Consider the following 20,944-nt stretch of genomic DNA (forward strand, 5'->3'; position numbering starts at 1 on the left):
TCTCAGCTCTCAGCGCTCAACTTTCCGACTTCGCTCACCCCAGCAGCGCTTGAAACTCCGCGTGCCGCTGGATGAAGGTCGCGACGTACGAACAGGCCGGCACGACCGTCAATCGCTCGGCCTGCGCATGAGCCAGGCCCGCGCGCACGAGTTTTTCGGCAAGTCCACGGCCACGCAGGGCATCGGGCACGAAGGTGTGCGTGAACGTCATCCGGCCATCGCTCAGCGTGTAGTCCGCGACCGAGAGCAGGCCGTCGACCTCCACTTCAAATCGTCCTTCGGCGCGATTGTGGCGCACCTCAACTCCCGATTGCGGCGTGTTCATGCGCTTCACGTTTTCCATCCGGCCCTTCAACGCAAGCCGCCTACTGCTGTTTGCCCCACCGCTGGGCAAGCAGTCCGCAGATGACGAGTTGCAGCGGATGATAAATCATGATCGGCAGGAGAATGAGTCCGAACGCGGGATGCGCGCCGAAGATCAACTTTGCCATCGGAATGCCGGACGCGAGGGTCTTCTTCGAGCCGCAGAACATCGCGGTGATCCGATCCTCGCGGGTGAAGCCGAGGGCGCGGGAAACCAGCGACATCACCACCATCACGACTGCAAACAGCACGGCGCAAAGGACCGTGAGGAACAACAACTGCCCCACGCCGCGACCGGACCAGATCCGCTGCTGAAACGAATCGCAAAACGAGGTGTAGATTAGGAGCAGAATTGTCAGACGATCCACCAGGCTGATCTTCGACTTATACTGCTGCGCCCAGGCGCCAAACCACGGCCGCAACGCCTGCCCCACCACCAGCGGCAGCACGAGCCACTTGAAGAGATTGATCACCACCGGACCGATCGGCTGCGACACCCCGGACGTCTTCATCACCCACGTCACCCAGAGCGGCGTCAGCACGATGCCCACGACGCTGGAGAGCGTCGCATTGAACACCGCGCCGGCGATGTTGCCGCGGGCCATGGCGGTCATCGCGACCGACGACGACACCGTCGATGGCAGGGCGCAGAGAAAGAAAACACCGAGCGCCAATTCGGGCGCAATCCGCCCGTCCAGCCCGGCGATCAACGCGAGCCCGATCAGCGGAAAGAGCAGGAACGTGCTGCCCTGCACGAGCGCGTGCAGCCGCCAGTTCAACGCCCCCGCCCGCAACGCGGCGAACGACAGCGTGAGCCCGTGCAGGAAAAATATCAGGGCGACGCCCGCCTTCGTCGTGAACTCCGGCTGCATCCAGCCTCCGGCCGCACCTGGTCCCGGAAACGCCCACGCGAGCAGCGTCGCGAGCGCCATGCCGATCATGAACCAGTCGGGCTTGAATCTCATGACGCGACGGCCGGCGGAATTGACCAATGGCGAAAGGTACAGATGGGTGGATGAAAGCACGGGGAGAAGCCCGCACGGCCCGCGTACGCCGCGCAGGAAGAGCCCGCGCCGTCCCCGCTTGGTCTCTCACCCTTCAACGTTCACCTTTCACCTTCGCCGGCTCCGGCGTCCGAGCGCCGCCGAACTTCGCGCGCAGTTTCCCCAAGACCGCGGCCATGTCGTCACGACCCTCGACGCGCAGCGTCCAGATCAACGCCCCGTAAACCGCGACGCCCACGGCGATCAATGCGGCGATAAGCAGTGCGTCGTTGAGTTTCGAAACCGGCAGCAGCCGCGCCGCCGCCCAGCCGCCCGCCGCCACCACGCCCCCCATCACCGTCGCAGCCACGATCACCTTGGCGAGATCGGCCCGGATCGGCGCGAACTCAAGGCCGTCGCGCGTGCGGGCGAGCCGGTGCTGCAGATACCACGCCTGCACCACGACGGCGATGTTGCTGGCAATCGCGAGTCCGACGGTGCCGAACGGCCGCATGAGGGCAAAGCTCAGCGCGAGGTTGACGATGAAACTGATCACCGCCGCGTGCACCGGCGTGCGCGTGTCCTTCTGCGCGTAAAACGCGCGGAGCACGATGTTCACGAAGGAGAAGAACGGCAGTCCGAGCGCGAAGACGATCAGCACCGGTTGCATCAGCGCCGTGTCCTCGGGCCGGAACGCCCCGCGTTGAAAGAGCAGCCGCACAATCGGCGTCGCGAGCACCATCAGGCCGACCGCCGCCGGCACGTTGATCACGAGGATCAACCGCACGCCCTTGCGGTACGCGTTGGCCATGCTCGTCCAGTCACCCGCGGCCGCGTGCTTCGCGATCAACGGAAACACCACCGTCGAGATCGCGACGGCAAAGACGCCGATGGGCAGTTCCATCAGGCGCGTCGCGAGGTTGAGCACCGCCACCGCCGAGTCGTTCAACGACAGCCCGACGAGCCGCGACACCGCCATGTTGATCAGGTATATCGCCGATCCGAATACGGTCGGCCCCATCAGCCGCACGATCTGCCGGAGCGGCTCGCTGCCCTTCAAGTCGAAGCGCGGCCGCCACCCTTCCCGCACCAGCGCGCCCGCCGGCACCGCCAGTTGCAGGAAGCCGCCGATCAAGGCCCCGCTGCAGAGCCACAACATTTTCTCGCCCTCGGTTCGCGACCAGCCGCCGTACGCCGCGCCGGCCAGCAGGCCAATCATCGCCAGATTGAGCCAGATGGGCGAGAGCGCCGGCTCGAGGAAACGTTGCAGCGTTTGCAGCGCGGCACTGAAAACCGACGCCAGGCACACGAAGACGAGATACGGGAAAAGAAACACCGCCATGTCCGCGGCCTCGAGCCAGCGCGCCGCCGTCGCCGCGCTCACGCCCCACTGCGCGGCACCGGTCGCAAACCGCGAGGCCAGCGTGATCGCCGCCATGCAGACCACCACGACCGTACCGGTGACGACGAAGAGCCAGCTCGCCACCGTGTTCACGAGGGCAAAGGCCCCGGCCCGCTCGCGCGCCCGCAGTTCCTCGTTGAGCGTCGGCACGAGCGCGGCGGTGAGCGCGCCCTCGCCGAGCAGCCGCCGGAAGAGATTCGGCAGCGTGAACGCCACGACAAACGCGGACGCCAGCGGCCCCACGCCAAACACCGCCGCGGTCAGGGCATCGCGGCCAAGACCCAGGAAACGCGACACCATAGTCGCCGAGGCGACGACGCTGATGTTTTTGAAGCTCTTGGACACGCGCCGAAGCTTCGCGTTGGGGCGCCGCCCTTAGCAAGCATCCGGTGGCGCGGCGCTCCTAGGGCTCGCTCAATCGCAGCGGCCGACCCCCGCACACCCTGTCGGGGCCACCTCAGCGGCGGTCCAGACGATCGAGCGCCGCGGTGGTCGCCGCTTCCAGCTCCACCGCATCCCGCCAATCCTGTTCATAGGCGGCCGCCTTCGTCGCGCGTGGCGCGGCCGGTCCGGCGCGGGCAGCCAGCACTTCGCCGAGAGCGAGGCCGGCGTTGCGATAGAACGGATGCAGCAACGGCGTGAGTTTTTCGATCACGGCGGCGCGGCGCGTCAGCTCGACGGCCACCACCGGCTCCTGCGCGCGCGCCACGACGTCCCCGAGCGCGACGATGCGATCCGCCGCGCCGGTGTCATCGGCAAAGACAAAGCGCGCCAGCGCGCCGAGTTGCTCGCGCGATTCCACCGCATCCAGGCCCGGCAGCGCGCGCGCGCGGCGGACGTGATGGTATCCTGTTTGCCACCACAGCTCCCGATCCTCCGGATCGCCGAAACGGCCGGGAAAACTCCCGGCCAATGCCGCCGCCGGATCGTCGCCGGCGAGCAGGCGGCGCACCAACTCCGGCCACTCGCCGCTGCGCGCCGCTTCCGCCTGCAGGAAAATCATCAGCCACGTGGCGCCCACGACATCACGCCGGTTTTCCGGTCCGCCGTGCCGCGCATTGAGCAACGCCGCAATCGCCGGCGGCGCGATCCGGGCCGATTCCTGCTTCAACGCATCGAGCTGGGCCGCGTCACTCCGTGTCAGCCACCAGCCGACGCACGCCTGCTCCAGCCAGAGCGGCGACGTCACGGTCGTCGTCGCGCCATGCTGCGCCACCGCCAGCCGCATCAGGACGCCTTGGACAAGGGCGCGGCGCACCACTCCAGGCGTCGCGAGATCGGCCCTCAGCCGCACGGAAACGATTCCGCCGACTTCCACCGTCACGCGAAACGGCGCCGGGTCGCCCGCCCCGCCTGGATCGGGGGGCACGGCCCGCACAAAAATCGGCGACGAGAACCCGGTCGGCAGTCCCAGCGGGCCGCTCAGCACGCGCCAGGCTTCCTCCGCCATGGCCGAAACGCCGTGCGCCAGGGACGGATCGATGGCGGCGATTTCAAAGCGCCCGGGCGCGCTCTGGATCAGGATGAACGACGGCTCGGCGGCCGACACGTGCCCGCCACCGTCCCCCAAACTCAGGCCTGCGGCCCCCAGCGCCCAGGCGATTTTCCAGGACCGGCAAACCAAACGCGCGGCTGCCCACTGGTTCATTTTCGGGAGCGCAGGCGTCCCGCCTGCATTCGTTTTCACATTCACTCCCGAATTCATGGGGCCGGCCCGAAGCCAGCGCTCCCGGCTCACGGCATTGTCAGCTTCAGCGCGTTGCCCTCGATCGTGACATTCGCGAGCTTGGCCCAGCCGGCTTTCAACTCATCCGGCAGCGATTTTTCGCCGAGAAATTTGTCGCGCACATACGACGCCACGAACGGCAGCCGCAGCAGCGGGCACGAGCCGGCGTAGAGCGTTTCGGGTTCGAAGACGAAGCCGTTGGCCTCTTTCACGAAGGTCCCGCGCGTCTGCACGACGACCTCGGTGGACGCCCCCATCACACTTACGGTCACGGGCGCGGCGACCTGCAGCTTGCCGTCGTGCAGGCGGAAGTTCAGCGGCCCCGTGGTGAGAAAGCCCTCGGAGGCCGGTGCCGCGCCCTTCGCGTCGGCCTTTGGTGCAGCGGGAGTCGGCGCCGGTCCCTCGAGCGTGTTGAGCTCGCCCTCGGTCAGCGTGATCGACTGGCCGCTGAGAAACGCCGCGCGCTTTTCAAGCAGGGCCTTGGCCCGGCCGGCGTCGCGGTTGCCCTTCACATAATAGATCGCCTTGGGATCCAGCTTGTCACCCTTCGGCACTTCGCGCACCGCGACCGCGGGTCGCAGCACCAACAGGGCCGCTCCCACGATGACGCCCAGGATCACACTGAGCACGGCGCCCAGGATGACTTCGTTCCAGCTCGGGATGTTGCGATTGCGGTTGAAGGTGGCGCACATGGGAGGAGTTATTTTTTCGCCGCATCCGACGCCGGTTTCGTCGTGGACGTGCTGGTGGATTTCGACTCTGCCGGCTTGGCGTCACCGCCACCCTCTTTTCCGCCGCCGCTCTTCTTCTTGTAATCGGTGATGTAGAAACCGGTGCCCTTGAAAATCAGTCCCGCGCCGCCGCCGACGAGCCGTTTGAGCCCCGCCTTCTTGCATTTCGGGCACTTCTTGAGCGGCTCGGCGCTCATCGACTGAAACTGCTCAAATTCGTGGCCGCATTTCGCGCAGGCGTACTCGTAGGTCGGCATATCGTGGTCGCGGCGTTATGGAAGCGCCCGGGGGCGTTGGCGAGTGCGGAGTGCGGACGGCGAATCTTCGCACATTTTTTCTTTGATGGCCTGCCTGAAGCCGGCGCTACTCGGACACCCCGATGGATCTTTCGGCTGAACTCAAACGCCTGGTGACCCGCGTCGAAGACGGACTCGACCGGCATGTCCCCCGCGCCGACACCCGTCCGGCCCGCCTGCACGCCGCCATGCGGTACAGCCTCGAGGCCGGCGGAAAACGCCTGCGGCCGGTGCTCACGCTGGCGACGGCCGGCCTGTTCGGTGCCGCTGACGATCGCGCGCTGCCCGCGGCGGTCGCGATCGAGTGCATCCACACGTACTCGCTGATTCACGACGATCTCCCGTGCATGGACAACGACGACCTGCGTCGTGGCCGGCCGACGGCCCACAAGGCCTTCGACGAGGCCACCGCGCTCCTCGCCGGGGACGCGTTGCTCACGCATGCGTTTGCCCTGCTCGCCACCGCGTACGCGGGCGAACCGGTGCTCGCGCGCGCCTTGATCGGCGAACTGGCCGAGGCGGCCGGCAGCCGGCGTCTGATCGGCGGTCAGATGGAGGACTTGCTGGCGGAGAAGAAGACCGACGCCACGGCCGACGAGTTGGAGTTCATCCATCTTAACAAGACCGCCGCGATGATTGAGGCAGCGCTGGTGATGGGTGGTCTCGCCGGCGGGGCAAGTGAGCCAGCCTGCGATACGCTGCGCCACGCGGGTCGGCACCTCGGCCTCGCGTTTCAGATCATCGACGACGTCCTCGATGCCACGGCCGACACCGCGACACTGGGCAAGACCGCCGGCAAGGACGCGAAGGCCGGCAAGACAACTTACGTGAAACTGCACGGCCTCGACGCCGCGCGCCGGATCGCCGCCGACCACACCGCGGCTGCGCGGAGAGAAATCGCCGCGCTGCCCGGCGACACCGCCTTCCTCGATGCCCTGGTCGCCTCGATGGCCTCGCGGACGAAATAGCCCGGCGCCGTCGGGAGCGCAGGCGTCCCGACGGCATTGGTTTCAGGCGCGGAGTTGAGAGTCCAAAGCTGGAGCCTGCGGGCGACCATCAACCGGCCGATCGGAATTCACCATTTGGTTTTGCGCTCAACCGTCATCGCTCAGCTCTCAACTGCCTGATACCAATCGCTCTTTGCCTTTGGACTTTAGCCGTGGCTACGAGCGCCAGCGAGTGGCCGAACGGCCACTCGCTGGCGCTCGTAGCCACGATCGATCCAGAAGTCCAAAAGCAAGGAGCGATTGGCATGAGTTCGCCTGAGGCCTGCGCCCCCGGAGCCTCACGCCTTCCCGGCGCTCAACCAATCGCGAGCTTGTACTCCACCGAGTCGCGCAGGGCTTCCCAGCTGGCGTCGATGATGTTGTCGCTGACGCCCACGGTGCCCCAGATCTTCGCGCCGTCGCCGCTCTCGATCAGCACGCGCGTGCGCGAACCCGCGCCGCTGTTGCCCTCGAGGATGCGCACCTTGTAGTCGCGCAGCCGCATGTCCGCGAGTTGCGGATACGTCTTGTCGAGCGCGAGGCGCAGCGCCTTGTCCAGCGCGCCCACCGGTCCGGCCTCCTCGGCCACGGTGTGAACCGACTGGCCGTTCACCTTCAGTTTCACCGTCGCCTCGGCCCAGAGCTCCTGGCCGTGGCGCTCGATGATCACGCGGTAATTCTCCACCTCGAAAAAGGTCTGCCGCTGTCCGAGATGCCGTTCCACCAGGAGGCGGAACGAGGCGTCGGCCGCCTCGTATTCGTAGCCGCGAAACTCGCGCTCCTTCAACTCCTCAATCAGCCCCTTCATCTCGGGCCGCTTCTCGTCCAGCTCGATGCCCAGCTCACGCGCCTTGAGGGCAAGGCTGGATCGTCCAGCCATGTCGGATACGAGTACGCGCGTGCGATTGCCGACCAGCGACGGATCGATGTGCTCGTAGCTCCGCGCGACTTTCTGCGCCGCGTTGGCGTGCAGGCCTCCCTTGTGCGCAAACGCCGAGTGCCCGACATACGGCGCCTTGGGATCGGGCCGCAGGTTCGCCAGCTCGTCGAAGAACAGCGACAGGTCCCGTAACTGCGCCAGCTGGGGCGCGCAATGCGCGGTCTTGCCGAGCTTGAGAATGAGATTGGGCAGCACCGTCGTCATGTTCGCGTTGCCCACGCGCTCGCCATAGCCGTTTGCCGTGCCCTGCACGAGTGTCGCGCCCGCGACCACGCCGGCGAGGGTCAACGCCACGCCCAGGCCGCTGTCGTTGTGGCAATGCACGCCCACCTTGTCGCCGCCGAACTCGCTCACCGCCCGGCCGACGATCGCCTTGAACTCGTCGACCATCGTGCCGCCATTCGTGTCGCACAGCGACAGATTGCTCGCCCCGCCGCGCATGGCGGCCGCGAGCGTCTTCATCGCATAGTCCGGATCGGACTTGTAGCCGTCGAAGAAATGCTCCGCGTCGTAAATCACCTCACGGCCCTGCGCGACCAGGTAGCGCGTCGAGTCCTCGATCATCGCCAGGTTCTCCTCGAGCGTGGTCCGCAGAATCTCGGTCACGTGCAACGTCCACGTCTTCCCGACAATCGTCAGCACGGGCATGCCGCTGTCGAGCAGCGTGCGGAGCTGCGAGTCTTCCTCGGAACGGACGCCCGCGCGCCGCGTGGAACCGAACGCCGCCAGCCGCGCGTGCTTCAGCTTCAGTTTCTGCGCCTCCTGGAAAAAGGTGATGTCGCGGGGATTCGACCCCGGAAAGCCGCCCTCGATGTAGTCCACGCCAAACTGATCCAGCCGCTGGGCAATCAGCAGTTTGTCGGTGACCGAGAAGCTGATGCCTTCGCCCTGCGTGCCATCGCGCAGGGTGGTGTCATAGATTTTGACGGCGTTGCTCATGCGAACGGAGCACGCTTGGCCCAAGGCGTGCCGCTGGCAAGGGAGCTTTTGGGCGCCGGGTCGATGTTGGGGCGGGCCGCGGCTGAAATTCACCGTCCACCCACCCCGGCATTGCGCCCGGCCCGCGCCCCCGCCCATCGTTGCGGCATGACCTCGCGTTTCCTATTGCTGTTTACCGTGCTCGTTTCGGTCGGACTCGCCCAGACGCCGGCCTCCTTCCGCGTGCTGTGCTACAACATTCACCATGGCGAAGGGCTCGACGGAAAACTGGACCTCGAGCGCATCGCGAAACTGATCACCGACGCCAAGGCCGACATCGTCGCACTCCAGGAAGTCGACCGCGGCGTCGAACGCACGCAGAAGCGCGATCTGCCCGCGGAGCTCGCGAAACTCACCGGCCTGACCGTCCACTTCGAAAAGAACATCGCGCATCAGGGCGGCGAATACGGCAATGCGGTGCTGACGAGATTCCCGATCAAGCGCGCGAGGAACACCCACCTCAGGATGGTCGGCCCCGGCGAGCAGCGCGGCGTCCTGCAACTCGTCCTCGACGTCAACGGCCGCGACGTGCTGTTCATGAACACGCATCTCGACGCCCGCCGCGATCCGGTCGAACGCGAACGGAGTGCCGGCGAACTCAAGGAGATCGTCGCCGCCGCCGGCCGGATGCCGGTCATTCTCTGCGGCGATTTCAATGCCGCCCCGGACAGCGCCGCCGTCGGTAAAATCCGCGAGGTCCTGACCGACACCTGGAAAGCGGTCGGCCAGGGCGACGGCTTCACGATCCCCGTGCGCAAGCCGACGAAGCGCATCGACTATGTGTGGATTACGCCCGACTCCATCACGCCCGTCTCGATGGCCGTGCTGTCATCCGAAGCATCTGACCACCTCCCGATCGTCGCCGAGTTGAAGCTGCGCTGAGGGAACCGAAGGCCTCGCTTCGAAGGTGCGCACGGAATGATCACGAGCCTAGCGGTCTCAAAGCCGCGCGACGTGACCCCGTGTGACGTGCTGGTTGTGGCGGGAGCATCTTGCTCCCGGTCGGGGAGACGGGAGCTGGAAGCTCCCGCTACGTTGGGGTTCTCGCGGATGGTCTGCATTGCAGAATCGCTGCGCACAATACCGGTCGATTCGCGCGGAACGAAAGGATGAGGAGAAAAACCTCACCGCTTTCAGCCAAGATTGTAGGCATCCCAACTGCCGCCGGGGAACCGAACAACAACGGAGCGAGGCCACGGTCCGTCACCGCACCGCGCGCGCGTCGATGTAGGCCCGGATTGCATCCGGCGTCGCCTTGAGCAGGTCCTTCACGATCGGTTTGGCCTTGAGCGCCTCGAGGCTCGGGTGCGTCGGCTCGAGGCCGATGGCCGCCTTGATGGTGTCGGGAAACTTGGCCGGGCTCGCCGTCGAGAGCACGACATTCACGCGATCGGGATTCAGGTCCTTGAAACCGCACGCCGTGTGCGGATCCGCCACGTAACCGTGCGTCCGATACACGCGCTGGATGATGCTCGCGATTTCGGCGTCGCTGGTCCGCGAGGCCGAAAACGCGTCGCGGTTGAAGTGCTCGAACGTGTACGCGCCCGTGGCCTTGAACGTGGCCATCACCTCCCGCACCCGCGCGGGATCGCGCCCGACGGCGAAGTAGATGAAGCGCTCGAAGTTCGACGCCACCTGGATGTCCATCGACGGCGCCAGGCTCGGATGCACCTCGCCGACGCGATATTCGCCGGTCTGGAACAGGCGGTACAGAATGTCGTTCTGGTTGGTCGCGACGCGGAAGCCGCGAATCGGCACGCCCATTTTCTGGAGCATCCATCCCGCAAGAACATTGCCGAAATTTCCCGTCGGCACCACGAACTCGACGTTGCTTCGTTCGCTGGCTGGCAGCTTCAGCCACGCGTACAGATAGTACACGCACTGCGCGAGCACACGGGCGAGATTGATGGAGTTCACCGCCGACAGCCGGTGCCGCTTGCGGAAGTCCTGATCGCCGAAGACCTCTTTCAACGCGGTCTGCGCGTCGTCAAAGGTACCATCGACGGCGAGGGCGAACACGTTCGCCGCCCCGGTGCAGGCCATCTGCCGTTCCTGCAACGGCGAGACGCGGCCGTCGGGATAAAGGATGAAAATCGCAGTGCCCGGCCGGCCGATGAGGCCGTGAATCGCGGCGGCGCCGGTGTCGCCGGACGTGGCCCCGAGGACATTGATCGTCTCCTTTCGCACCTGGCACTGATGCGCGTAAAGATTGCCGAGCAGCTGCAGCGCAAAGTCCTTGAACGCCAGCGTCGGGCCGTGAAACAGCTCGAGCACGTACAGATTCTTCGCGAGCGGTTTGAGCGGCGCGATCGCCGGATCGGAAAACTTCGTGTAGCTCTGCGCAATCAGTCCGCGCAGCGTTTCCGGCGGAATGTCCGTGGCGAAGACGCGCAGGAATTCGAAACAGAGTTCAGCGTAGGTGAGCTTTTCGAACCGCGCGAGATCGCGCGAAAAGTCCGGCATCGACTCGGGCAGGAACAACCCGCCGTCGGGCGCCAGACCGGTGGCGACGGCGTCGGAAAAGCCGAGGGCCGGGGTTTGGCCGCGAGTGGAGAGGAAGCGCATGAAGGAATTAACCACAACGACACAGAGGCACGGAGAGCATCGCTTCTCTTCGCGCCTTGGTGTCCTCGTGGTTCAACCAAATCACAGTTTGTCCAAGCCAAACGCCGCGTGCACGACGCGGGCGGCTTCGTCGGCCTGATCCTTCGCGATCACCACGGAGATCTTGATCTCGGAGGTGCTGATCAGCTCGAGGTTCACGCCGGCCTTCGCCAACGCCTCGAAGAGCGCCGCGGCGACGCCGCTGTGCGTCTTCATGCCGACGCCGACGACCGAGAGCTTCGCGATCTTCTCGTCGAAGGTCGCTTCGCCGCCAACGGCCTTCAGCGCGGGCGCGAGGGCTTTGACGGCCTTGTCCTTTTCGGACAACGGCACCGTAAAGGTCAGGTTGGCCAGGCCGCCGCGACCGACGTTCTGGACGATCATGTCGACGTTGATGCTGGCATCGGCGAGCGCGCGGAAGACCGTGGCGGCAGTGCCGGGCTTGTCCGCGATGTTGCTCACGACGACTTTGGCCTGGTCCTTGTCGACGGCGACGCCGCGGACCATGACCTTTTCCATGTAGGCGACTTCTTGTTTCACGATGGTTCCTGGGTTGTTGTTGAAAGAGGAGCGGACTTCGAAAACGACACCGTATTTGGCGGCAAACTCGACCGAGCGCGTCTGCATGACCTTCGAGCCGAGCGAGGCCAGCTCGAGCATCTCGTCGTAGCTGATCTCCTGCAGTTTCTTCGCGTCCTTCACCACGCGCGGATCGGCGGTGTAAACGCCATCGACGTCGGTGTAGATCTCGCACTTGTCGGCCTTGATCGCCGCCGCGAGTGCGATGGCGGTGAGGTCGGAACCGCCGCGGCCGAGCGTCGTGGTCTGGCCCTCCTGATCCGTGCCTTGAAATCCGGCGACGATGATCACCTTGCCGCGGTGCAGATCCTTCTCGAGGGCCTTCGCGTCGATGCCCTTGATCTTCGCCTTGGTGTGAACCTTGTCGGTGACGATTCCGGCCTGCGCGCCCGTGTAGCTCACGGCATCGACGCCGATCGCGTGGAGCGCCATCGCGGTCAGCGCGATCGTCTCCTGTTCGCCGATGGCGAGCAGCTGATCCATCTCGCGCTCGCTCGGCAGCGGCGTGATCGCCTTGGCGCGGGCGATGAGCTCGTTGGTGACACCGGCGCGGGCCGACACCACGACAACGAGTTCGTTACCGGCGTCGCGCACCAGCTTGATGCGGTTGGCGACGTTCTTGATGCGGTCGACGTCACCGACGGAGGTGCCGCCATATTTTTGGACGATTCGGGCCATTGCGAAACAGTTGAGAGTTTAGAGCTGAGAGTTGAGAGCGGAGGCAGTTAGATGGCTGAGGGTGAAAGTTCGGGAGATTCATTCTCTCAACTCTCAGCCCTCAACTCCTGACTAGGAAAAGTCCCCGATCCGCAGCAGCACGGGTTCGTCGAGCACGGCGGCGAGGGCCTTGAGTTGTTTGAGCGTCGTGCCGACCGCGCGCTCGTTGCTTTCGTGCGTGGTGAGCACCAGCGAGGCCGCACCGGGTTCGTCGGCCGGGCCCTGGATGACGCTCGCGATGCTCACCTTCTGTTTCGCCATGACCGACGCCACGCGCGCGAGCACACCGGGCTGATCCTTGACGGTGAGGCGGAGATAGTAACGCGACCGGATGCTTTCCGGCGGCGCGAGTTTGCAGCCGTTGGCCTGTGGGGTGGTGACTTCACCGAGCAGATGGCCGCCCTTGCCGTGCTTCAGCAGCGACGCCGCGTCGGCGATGTCCGCGATGACCGCGCTCGCGGTCGCGTCCTGGCCTGCGCCGCGTCCGCTGTACAACGTCGTGCCGACGACGTCACCCGTCACGGAGATCGCGTTGAACACGCCGCTCACATTCGCGATCACGCTGCCCTCGGGGAGGAGCGTCGGATGCACGCGGACGGAGAGTTCGTTTTGCTTGAAGTCTCGGGTGATGACCGCGAGCAGCTTGATGCCGTAGCCGAGCGTGGCGGCGTTCTTGAAATCCGCCGGCGTGATGCGCGAGATGCCCTCGACGATCATCTGGTCGGTGCCGACCCAGACGCCGTGGGCCAGCCACGCGAGGACGGACGCCTTGTGCGCGGTGTCCCAGCCATCGACGTCGAGTGACTCGTCGGCCTCGGCGTAGCCCAGGCGCTTGGCTTCGGCGAGGACGGCGGCGTACGGCGCGTCCTGATCCTCCATCTGCGTGAGGATGTAATTACAGGTACCGTTCAGGATGCCGTAAATGCGCGGGAAACGATTCGCCACGAGGCCTTCGCGCAGGGCCTTGATGATCGGAATGCCGCCGGCGACGGAGGCCTCGAAAAAGAAATGGCCGCCGTAACGCTGGGCGGTCGCGATGATCTCCGGACCGTGCTCGCAGATGAGTGCCTTGTTGGCGGAGACGACGACCTTGCCCTTCTTGAGCGCGTCGAGCGTCACCTGCCGGGCGAGCGTCGTGCCGCCCATCAACTCGCACACGATGTGGATCGACGGATCGTTCGCGATGGAGAGCGGGTCGGTCGTGAGCACGCGGGCCGGGACCTTGACGTCGCGCTTTTTCTTCAGGTCGCGGACCGACACGCGCGCGAGGTTGAGCCGCACGCCCAGACGCGACTCGAGTTCGGCGCGGTGGGAGTTGAGATGCTTCCAGACACCCTGACCGACGGTGCCGAAGCCACAGAGACCGATGTTGAAGGAGGCGGGTTCGCTCATGATTTCGGAACAGCGGAGGACGGTGAAGCGGGGGCGGACTTGCGACCGATTTTGGATTCGGTGCCCGCGATGAGTCGGGAGATGTTCGCGCGGTGCCGCAGCATCACGAACAGGGCAATCACGGAGGTGATGCTCACCAGGATGACGGACCGATGCAGCACGATCGCGGAAATCGGCAGCGAAATCGCGCCAAGGATCGAGGCCAGGGAAACGTAGCGCGTCAGCGCGAGGGTCAGCAGCCAAACCCCGATGGCGATCAGCATGCCGACCGGAAACACCACGAGGAAGCCGCCGGCGCCCGTGGCGACGCTCTTGCCGCCGCGGAACTGGGTGAAGCAGGAGAAACTGTGGCCGACGATCGCGGCCACCACGCCGGCGATGGCGACGATTTCGTCGGGGGCCGCGCTGTTGCCCGAGCGGAATCCGGCCCACGCGAGCGGCCAGCCCGACGCCACGGCGCCCTTCAAGCCATCGAGGATCAGGACGAGATTGCCCGGGCCGTGCCCAAGCACGCGGCGCACGTTGGTCGCGCCGGGATTCTTGCTGCCGACTTCAAAGATATTCACGCCCCTGGCCCGGGCCACGAGGTAACCGAAGGGCAGCGAGCCCAGCAGATACCCGATGACAATGGCGGTGAGCAGCAGCGGGAGCATGGCAGAAGGGCGGGCTAACGCAGGGCCGCCGGGGATGCGGAAAAGAAAAGCGCGGCGGGCGCGGGGCGGACCCCGCTGCCGGCCGTCGATTCGATACCGCCTTCGTTCATAGTTGGACGAACTTCGCCATCTTGATGGCGGGGTGGCCCTTGATGTCCTTGCGGGCGGCTTCGCTCGGCTCGGTGTCGACGCGCACCACCATGTAGGCGGTGCCGCCGGGCGTGAGCCGCGAGAGCGACATGTCGGCGATGTTCACGTTGGCCTTGCCGAGGATCGTGCCGATCGTGCCGACCATGCCGGGCTGGTCGACGTTTTCGAGGACGAGCAGCTTGCCGTCCGCGGCGACCTCGACCTCGCGACTGTTGATGCTGACGATGCGCGGCTGGTTGCCCTTGCCAATCAGCGTGCCGGCCGCCGAGTGCACGGTGCCTTCCGAAGTCGAGGCCTCGACCTGGATCAATTCGCTGTAGCCGGAGTCATCGGTCGACTTCACGACTTCGGCGCGGATGCCGAGACGCTCGAGGATCACCGGAGCGTTCACGAAGTTTACCGCCTCGCCGCTGATGCGACGGAGGAAGCCGCGCTCGATGGCGCGGGTGACGGCGTTCACGTCGAGGTCGACGAGCTTGCCCCAAAACGTAATGCGCAGCTGCGCGATTTGCGCCGGCGCGATCTGTTGCACGAGCGTGCCGAGCTTGGTGCCGAGATCGAGGTACGGCCCGAGAATCTTGAGCGCGGCGGCGTCGATCGACGGCACGTTGACCGCATTGCGGATGACGCCGCCGTTGAGGACGTCGGCGATCTGCTCGGCGATTTCGATGCCGACTGACTCCTGGGCTTCCGCCGTCGACGCGCCGAGGTGGGGGGTAAGGACGACGTTGGGCAGGGTGCGAAATTCACTGTCCTTCGCGAGCGGCTCGTCTTCAAAGACGTCGAGACCGGCGGCGGCGACCTTGCCGCTCTTCAGCGCCGCGATCAGCGCCGTTTCCTTGATGATGCCGCCGCGCGCGCAGTTGAAGATACGCAGGCCCTTCTTGCACTTCTCGAAGGCCGCCTCGTCGATCATGTACTTCGTGTCGTCGGTCAGCGGCATGTGCACCGTGATGTAGTCCGCCTGCTTGAGCAGTTCGTCGAGCGTCACGCCCTCCACCTGCATGGCCTTGGCGCGACTCGGGGCGAGATAGGGATCGTAAGCCAGGACGCGCATGCCGAACGCCTGCGCGCGCTTCGCGACCTCGCCGCCGATGCGGCCCAGGCCGACGATGCCGAGCGTCTTCTTGAAGAGCTCGATGCCGGAGAAACTCTTGCGGTCCCACTGGCCCGCTTTCATCGACGCGGCGGCCTGCGGCACCGGCCGGGCGCCGCAGAGGATGTGCGTGAACGTGAGCTCGGCCGTGGCAATCGTGTTGCCGGCCGGCGTGTTCATGACGACGACGCCATGGCTCGTGGCGGCCTCGACGTCGACATTGTCCACGCCGACGCCCGCGCGGCCCACGACCTTGAGGAGCGGCGCGGCCTTGAAGACCTCCGCCGTGATCTTGGTTTCCGACCGCACCGCGATGGCGTGCACGTCCTTGACCAGTTCGAGTACTTTTTCAGGTGACGAGCCGTAAGCCTCGATCACTTCAATGCCCGGCTGCTGGCGCAGAAAGGCGACTCCCTTGGGTGAGATCTTGTCAGCGACGAGGACTTTCATCGAAAGAAAATGGCTCCGAGGGAACTCGCCCCCACCTCCCCTAGCAAGGACAAGTTTTGCGTATGACGACCCGGTGAAAACCGCAGGGCGGCAGGTCCGATCGTCACGTCCAAATCCAGCCGCACGCCGCTCCGGCTTGCCCGCCCGGGCCAGCAGCCCGGCTTGCGGTGCACCCGAGAGGCGGACAACCGCACGAACGTGCGCCACCGTCCGCCAACCTCGCTATTAATTTCTCTGTGCACTCTTTTCATTTCGGCCCCGTCTTGCTGGTCGCCTTTGACAACTCCTTCACGGCTCGTCCTAGTTTTCGAGCGGTGAGGGCTCCGGTTACCGGCCCCCATTCGCCACCGCCTTCCCCTGACGCTTTCATCATGCCGAAACCTTTCCGCCGGTTGTTCTTCGCCAGTCTCACAGCCTCGATCGTTGTGTCGCTCCTCAGCGGTTGCGGCGAAAAACCAGCCGCCACCGGTGGCGGTGGCGGCAAAGGCGGCCGCGGCGGTGGTGCCGCGCCGGTCGTCGTCGGCCAGGCCCAGCGCAAGATTGTGCCGCTCGTGATCGAGGCCATCGGTGCCGTCGAACCGATTCGCGCAACCGCCGTCCGATCCCAGGTCACCGGCATCCTGCAGAAGATTGCCATCAAGGAAGGCCAGGACGTGAAGGAGGGCGACCTGCTCTTCGAGATCGATCCGCGTCCGTTCGTCAACGCGCTCAAATCCGCCGAGGCCGATTTGCAGAAGGCGAAGGTCCAGCTCGAGACCGCCCGCACCCAGGTCGCGCGCTACCGCACGCTGACCGCCGACCAGATGGTTTCAAAGGAGCAGTTCGAGAAGATCTCCGACACCGCGCGCAGCCTCGAATCCGAAGTGCTCGCCGACGAGTCGCGCGTTTCCACCGCCAAGCTGCAGCTCGAATACTGCTCGATCCGCGCCCCGCTGGCCGGCCGCACGGGCAACATGTCAGTCCACGAAGGCGACCTCGTGCGCGTCAACGACGCCGGCGGCCTGCTCGTGACGATCAACCAGCTCAATCCCATCTACGTGACGTTCGGGGTGCCGCAGCAGTACCTCGCGACGCTCGCGCGCTATCGCGCCACCGGCACGCTCAAGGTCACGGTCGTTCCGCCCGGCATCGACGAAAAGCCGGAGGAAGGCCTTCTCACCTTCATGGACAACACGGTCGATTCGTCGACCGGCACGCTGAAGCTGAAGGGTTCGTTCCCGAACGACAGCCAGCGGCTGTGGCCGGGACAATTCGCGACGGTGAAGGTCACGCTCGCCTCCCCCGAGGCCCTGACCGTGCCCAGCGCCGCGATCCAGACGTCCCAGGCGGGACAATACGTGTATGTGATCTCGGCGGAAAAAGTCGCCGAACTCCGTCCCGTGGTGGTCGAGCGCATTTACGAAGCCGACGCCGTCATCGGCAAAGGCCTCAAGGACGGAGAAACGATCGTGGTGGACGGCCAGCTGCGCGTGATTCCCGGCCGCCCGGTCGACATCAAGGATCCCGCCGCCGCCGGCAAGGCGGGCAAGGGCGGCAAGGGCGGCGACGGCAAGGGCAAGAAGAAGGAGAAGGAAGCGGAGACCAAACCCGCCGAGAAGCGGGCTGCAGACTAAAACGACGCCATGAACATTCCCGAACAATTCATCCGCCGGCCCGTGATGACGACGCTCATCACCGCCGCGATCACGCTCTTTGGCTGGATGGCGTACCAGAAGCTGCCCGTCAGCGATCTGCCCAACGTCGATTTCCCCACCATCTCGATCTCGGCCAGCCTCCCCGGCGCGAGCCCCGAGACCATGGCGTCGTCCGTCGCCACCCCCCTGGAACAACAGCTCTCCAGCATCGCGGGCATCGACTCGATGACGTCAACCAGCTCGCTCGGCAGCACGTCGATTACGATTCAGTTCAACCTCGACCGTGACATCGACGGTGCCGCGCAGGATGTCCAATCCGCCATCGCCGCCGTGCAGCGGCGGCTGCCGCGCGACATGCCCAATCCGCCGTCATTCCGGAAATCCAATCCGGCGGAGGATTCCGTCCTCTTGCTCGCGTTGAGCTCGTCGACGCTCTCCCTGTCCGAGGTCAACGAATACGCGGAGACAATTCTTGCCCAGCGCATCTCGACGGTGGATGGCGTCTCCCAGGTCAATGTCTACGGCGCGCAGAAATACGCCGTCCGCGTGCGCCTTGACCCGCGCGCCCTCGCCGCGCGCGGCATCGGCATCGACGAGGTCCGCACCGCGCTCGACACCAACAACGTCAATCTTCCCGCCGGCACGCTCGATGGCGCCCACAAAGCCACGACCCTCATTGCCACCGGCCAGCTCAAGAGCGCCGAGGGTTTCCGCAAGGTGATCGTCAGCTACCGCAACGGTGCCGCCGTCCGCCTCGCCGACGTGGCCAACGTGATCGACAGCGTGGAAAACGAGAAATCCGCCAGTTGGTTCGACCTGCGTTTTCCCGGCGGCGTCGAGGATCCCGAGTTCGTGTCGGGCCAGAAGGCCACCCGCACCATCACGCTCTCGATTCAACGCCAGCCCGGCACCAACACCATCAAGGTCGTCGACGGCATCAAGGAACTGCTCCCGGCGTTCCGCGCGCAGCTTCCGGCAACGGTCAGCCTCGAAATCTTCAGCGACAAATCGATTCCCATCCGCGAGTCGGTGCATGACGTGAAGTTCACCCTCGTGCTCGCCATCATCCTCGTGGTGCTGGTGATCTTCCTCTTCCTCCGCTCGGCCTCCGCCACGATCATCCCGAGCATCGCGATGCCCATCGCCGTGCTGGGCACGTTCGCGGTGATGTATTTCTTCAACTTCAGCATCGATAACATCTCGCTGCTCGCCCTCACACTCTCGGTGGGCTTCGTCGTCGACGACGCAATCGTGATGCTCGAGAACATCGTCCGGCACATCGAGCTGGGCGAGTCACCGATGGCCGCGGCCCTGAAGGGCTCGCGGGAGATCGGGTTCACCATTCTCTCGATGACGATCTCGCTCGTCGCCGTGTTCATCCCGGTGCTGTTCATGGGCGGCGTCCTCGGCCGCCTGCTCTATGAGTTCGCCGTCACCATCAGCGCGGCGATCCTGGTGTCGGGCTTCGTCTCGCTCACGCTGACGCCGATGCTCTGCAGCCGTTTCCTCAAGCCGGTGAAGCACAATGCGCAACACGGGATGTTCTACCGCGCGACCGAGAGCATGTTCCAGGCCACGGTCAAACTCTACGAACGCACGCTGCGGGTGTGTCTGCGCTTCCGGGTGGTGACGCTGCTTGTCGCCTTTGCGAGCGTGGGGCTCACGATCTGGCTCCTCACGCTGGTGCCGAAGGGTTTCATTCCCACTGAAGACACCGGCCGCATCAGCGTGTCGATCGAGGCGGCGCAGGACGTGTCATTCGAGGCCATGGGCCGCTACCAGCGCGCCGTGATGGACGCCGTCGCGCGCAATCCCTACGTGAACGACCGCTCGTCGATGATGGGCAGCTTCGGCCGCAGCGGCGGCGGCTCCGGCAACACCGGTCGCATGTTCGTCGGCCTGATCGATCGCAAGGACCGGCCCAGCGCGACGGTGGTCGCCCAGATGCTGCGCGCCGAAACGGCCGGCATTCCGGGCGTCAAAGTCTTCCCGCAGGTGCCGCCCAGCATCCGCCTCGGCAGCCGCGGCTCGACTTCGGTGTATCAATACACCCTGTACGGCACGGATCTGCAGGAGCTCTACCGGATCACGCCCGTGATGCTGGAACGCGTGAAGGAGATCCGCGGCTTGATCGACGTGAATTCGGACCTGCAGATCACGAGCCCGCAAATCATCATCGACATCGATCGCGACAAGGCCTCCTCGCTCGGGCTCAACGCCCAGCAGGTCGAGGACACGCTCTACAGCGCCTTCGGTGCCCGGCAGGTCTCGACGATCTACACGTCCACCAATCAGTACGCGGTCATCCTCGAGCTCGACGAAAAGTACCAGCGCGATCCGACCGCGCTCGCGCTGCTCTACCTGCGCAACCGGGAAGGAAAACTGATCCCGCTGGAAACCGTCTCCAAGGTGCGCCCGACCGTCGGTCCGCTCACCGTTGCCCACATGGGGCAGGTGCCGGCCGTGACGATTACCTTCAATCTCAGCCCCGAACTGGCGCTCAGCCAGGCGACGGAAGAAATCGAGCGCATCGCCCGCGAGGTGCTGCCCACGACCATCAACGGCACCTTCCAAGGCACGGCGGCGGCGTTCACCAGTTCGCTGCGCGGCCTCGGCTGGACGCTGCTCATCGCGGTGCTCGTGATCTATCTCGTGCTGGGCGTCCTCTACGAGGACTTCGTCCACCCGCTCACGATTCTGTCCGGCCTGCCGTCGGCGACGTTCGGCGCGCTCGTGACGCTGCTGATCTTCAAGCAGGAGCTGAACATCTACGGCTACGTCGGACTCATCATGCTCATCGGCATCGTGAAGAAGAACGCGATCATGATGATCGACTTCGCGCTCGATGCGAAACGCAACCGCAACAAGGGCGCGGAGGAGGCCATCTTCGAGGCCTGCATCGTCCGCTTCCGTCCCATCATGATGACCACGCTCGCCGCGCTCGCTGGCACGCTGCCGATTGCACTCGGCTGGGGCGCGGGCGCCGAGGCCCGCCGCACGCTGGGCCTCGCGGTCGTCGGCGGCCTCATCGTCTCGCAGTTGCTGACGCTCTACATCACGCCGGTGTTCTACCTCTATATGGAACGCTTCACCCGTTACCTCACGCCGAAGCCCGTGGCGGAAATCGAGCGCGAGGACGAAGCCGCGGCCGCCGCCGGCATGGCGAAGTAGCTGCAATCCTCGTTCCGCTTTACGTGACTCCGTGGCTACGAGCGCCAGCGAGTGGCTGCTGGGCCACTCGCTGGCGCTCGTAGCCACAGAGGG

Annotated in this window: 16 protein-coding genes; 4 read left to right on the plus strand and 12 right to left on the minus strand. The window is 65.4% G+C overall.

The genetic code is table 11. The features are described 5' to 3' along the window. Nucleotides 1-34 precede the first annotated feature (34 nt). The 6 genes from ACLJEU_RS18200 to ACLJEU_RS18225 all read right to left on the minus strand — a co-directional run bounded on the left by ACLJEU_RS18200 (nucleotide 35) and on the right by ACLJEU_RS18225 (nucleotide 5,462). Nucleotides 35-325, minus strand: coding sequence for a GNAT family N-acetyltransferase (locus tag ACLJEU_RS18200; protein ID WP_414660088.1), 291 nt, complete (start codon nucleotides 323-325; stop codon nucleotides 35-37). 40 nt (nucleotides 326-365) lie between these two features. Beyond that, on the minus strand, nucleotides 366-1,328 hold the full coding sequence (locus tag ACLJEU_RS18205) for a bile acid:sodium symporter family protein (RefSeq protein ID WP_414660087.1): 963 nt from the start codon (nucleotides 1,326-1,328) through the stop codon (nucleotides 366-368). A 133-nt stretch (nucleotides 1,329-1,461) separates the two neighbouring features. Then, nucleotides 1,462-3,093, minus strand: a complete 1,632-nt coding sequence (murJ, locus tag ACLJEU_RS18210; RefSeq protein ID WP_414660086.1) for a murein biosynthesis integral membrane protein MurJ — start codon at nucleotides 3,091-3,093, stop codon at nucleotides 1,462-1,464. Between the two features lie 112 nt (nucleotides 3,094-3,205). Further along, entirely contained in the window at nucleotides 3,206-4,396 is a 1,191-nt protein-coding gene (locus ACLJEU_RS18215; RefSeq protein WP_414660085.1) for a hypothetical protein, read from the minus strand. 86 nt (nucleotides 4,397-4,482) lie between these two features. Beyond that, a complete protein-coding gene (locus ACLJEU_RS18220; RefSeq protein ID WP_414660084.1) occupies nucleotides 4,483-5,166 on the minus strand; it encodes a hypothetical protein in 684 nt (227 codons plus the stop codon). Between the two features lie 8 nt (nucleotides 5,167-5,174). Beyond that, nucleotides 5,175-5,462 carry an FmdB family zinc ribbon protein gene (locus ACLJEU_RS18225; RefSeq protein WP_414660083.1) on the minus strand — a complete coding sequence of 96 codons (288 nt, stop codon included), beginning with the start codon at nucleotides 5,460-5,462 and terminating at the stop codon, nucleotides 5,175-5,177. A 122-nt stretch (nucleotides 5,463-5,584) separates the two neighbouring features. Between ACLJEU_RS18225 and ACLJEU_RS18230 the strand changes: the two genes are divergently transcribed. Beyond that, nucleotides 5,585-6,469 carry a polyprenyl synthetase family protein gene (locus tag ACLJEU_RS18230; RefSeq protein WP_414660082.1) on the plus strand — a complete coding sequence of 295 codons (885 nt, stop codon included), beginning with the start codon at nucleotides 5,585-5,587 and terminating at the stop codon, nucleotides 6,467-6,469. Between the two features lie 334 nt (nucleotides 6,470-6,803). Here ACLJEU_RS18230 and cimA read toward each other — a convergent pair whose 3' ends face one another. Further along, the gene (gene cimA, locus ACLJEU_RS18235) at nucleotides 6,804-8,366 is read right to left on the minus strand and encodes a citramalate synthase (RefSeq protein WP_414660081.1); all 1,563 of its coding nucleotides are present in this window, start codon (nucleotides 8,364-8,366) and stop codon (nucleotides 6,804-6,806) included. A gap of 147 nt (nucleotides 8,367-8,513) precedes the next feature. Between cimA and ACLJEU_RS18240 the strand changes: the two genes are divergently transcribed. Further along, a complete protein-coding gene (locus ACLJEU_RS18240; RefSeq protein ID WP_414660080.1) occupies nucleotides 8,514-9,287 on the plus strand; it encodes an endonuclease/exonuclease/phosphatase family protein in 774 nt (257 codons plus the stop codon). Nucleotides 9,288-9,608: 321 nt separating this feature from the next. On the opposite strand, the gene thrC is transcribed toward ACLJEU_RS18240, so the two are convergent. From thrC to serA, 5 genes are all read right to left on the minus strand, one after another. Then, nucleotides 9,609-10,970 (minus strand): threonine synthase, encoded by a 1,362-nt coding sequence (gene thrC, locus ACLJEU_RS18245; protein ID WP_414660079.1) that lies wholly within the window; start codon nucleotides 10,968-10,970, stop codon nucleotides 9,609-9,611. An 81-nt stretch (nucleotides 10,971-11,051) separates the two neighbouring features. Then, the gene (locus ACLJEU_RS18250; RefSeq protein WP_414660078.1) at nucleotides 11,052-12,266 is read right to left on the minus strand and encodes an aspartate kinase; all 1,215 of its coding nucleotides are present in this window, start codon (nucleotides 12,264-12,266) and stop codon (nucleotides 11,052-11,054) included. Between the two features lie 111 nt (nucleotides 12,267-12,377). After that, nucleotides 12,378-13,697 carry a homoserine dehydrogenase gene (locus ACLJEU_RS18255; protein WP_414660077.1) on the minus strand — a complete coding sequence of 440 codons (1,320 nt, stop codon included), beginning with the start codon at nucleotides 13,695-13,697 and terminating at the stop codon, nucleotides 12,378-12,380. Then, on the minus strand, nucleotides 13,694-14,350 hold the full coding sequence (gene plsY, locus ACLJEU_RS18260) for a glycerol-3-phosphate 1-O-acyltransferase PlsY (protein ID WP_414660076.1): 657 nt from the start codon (nucleotides 14,348-14,350) through the stop codon (nucleotides 13,694-13,696). The genes ACLJEU_RS18255 and plsY overlap by 4 nt, the downstream gene beginning before the upstream one ends. A 106-nt stretch (nucleotides 14,351-14,456) precedes the next feature. Further along, complete coding sequence (gene serA, locus ACLJEU_RS18265) at nucleotides 14,457-16,046, minus strand: phosphoglycerate dehydrogenase (protein ID WP_414660075.1); 1,590 nt, start codon at nucleotides 16,044-16,046, stop codon at nucleotides 14,457-14,459. A 371-nt stretch (nucleotides 16,047-16,417) separates the two neighbouring features. On the opposite strand from serA, the gene ACLJEU_RS18270 reads away from it, so the two are divergent. Both ACLJEU_RS18270 and ACLJEU_RS18275 read left to right on the plus strand, forming a co-directional pair. Beyond that, nucleotides 16,418-17,659: an efflux RND transporter periplasmic adaptor subunit gene (locus ACLJEU_RS18270; RefSeq protein ID WP_414660074.1), complete on the plus strand. Its 1,242-nt coding sequence runs from the start codon at nucleotides 16,418-16,420 to the stop codon at nucleotides 17,657-17,659. Between the two features lie 9 nt (nucleotides 17,660-17,668). Then, nucleotides 17,669-20,851 carry an efflux RND transporter permease subunit gene (locus ACLJEU_RS18275; RefSeq protein ID WP_414660073.1) on the plus strand — a complete coding sequence of 1,061 codons (3,183 nt, stop codon included), beginning with the start codon at nucleotides 17,669-17,671 and terminating at the stop codon, nucleotides 20,849-20,851. The last annotated feature ends 93 nt before the right edge of the window (nucleotides 20,852-20,944 follow it).

Source organism: Terrisphaera buseokensis, assembly GCF_047521145.2.
Classification (GTDB): Bacteria; Verrucomicrobiota; Verrucomicrobiia; order Opitutales; family Opitutaceae; genus ER46.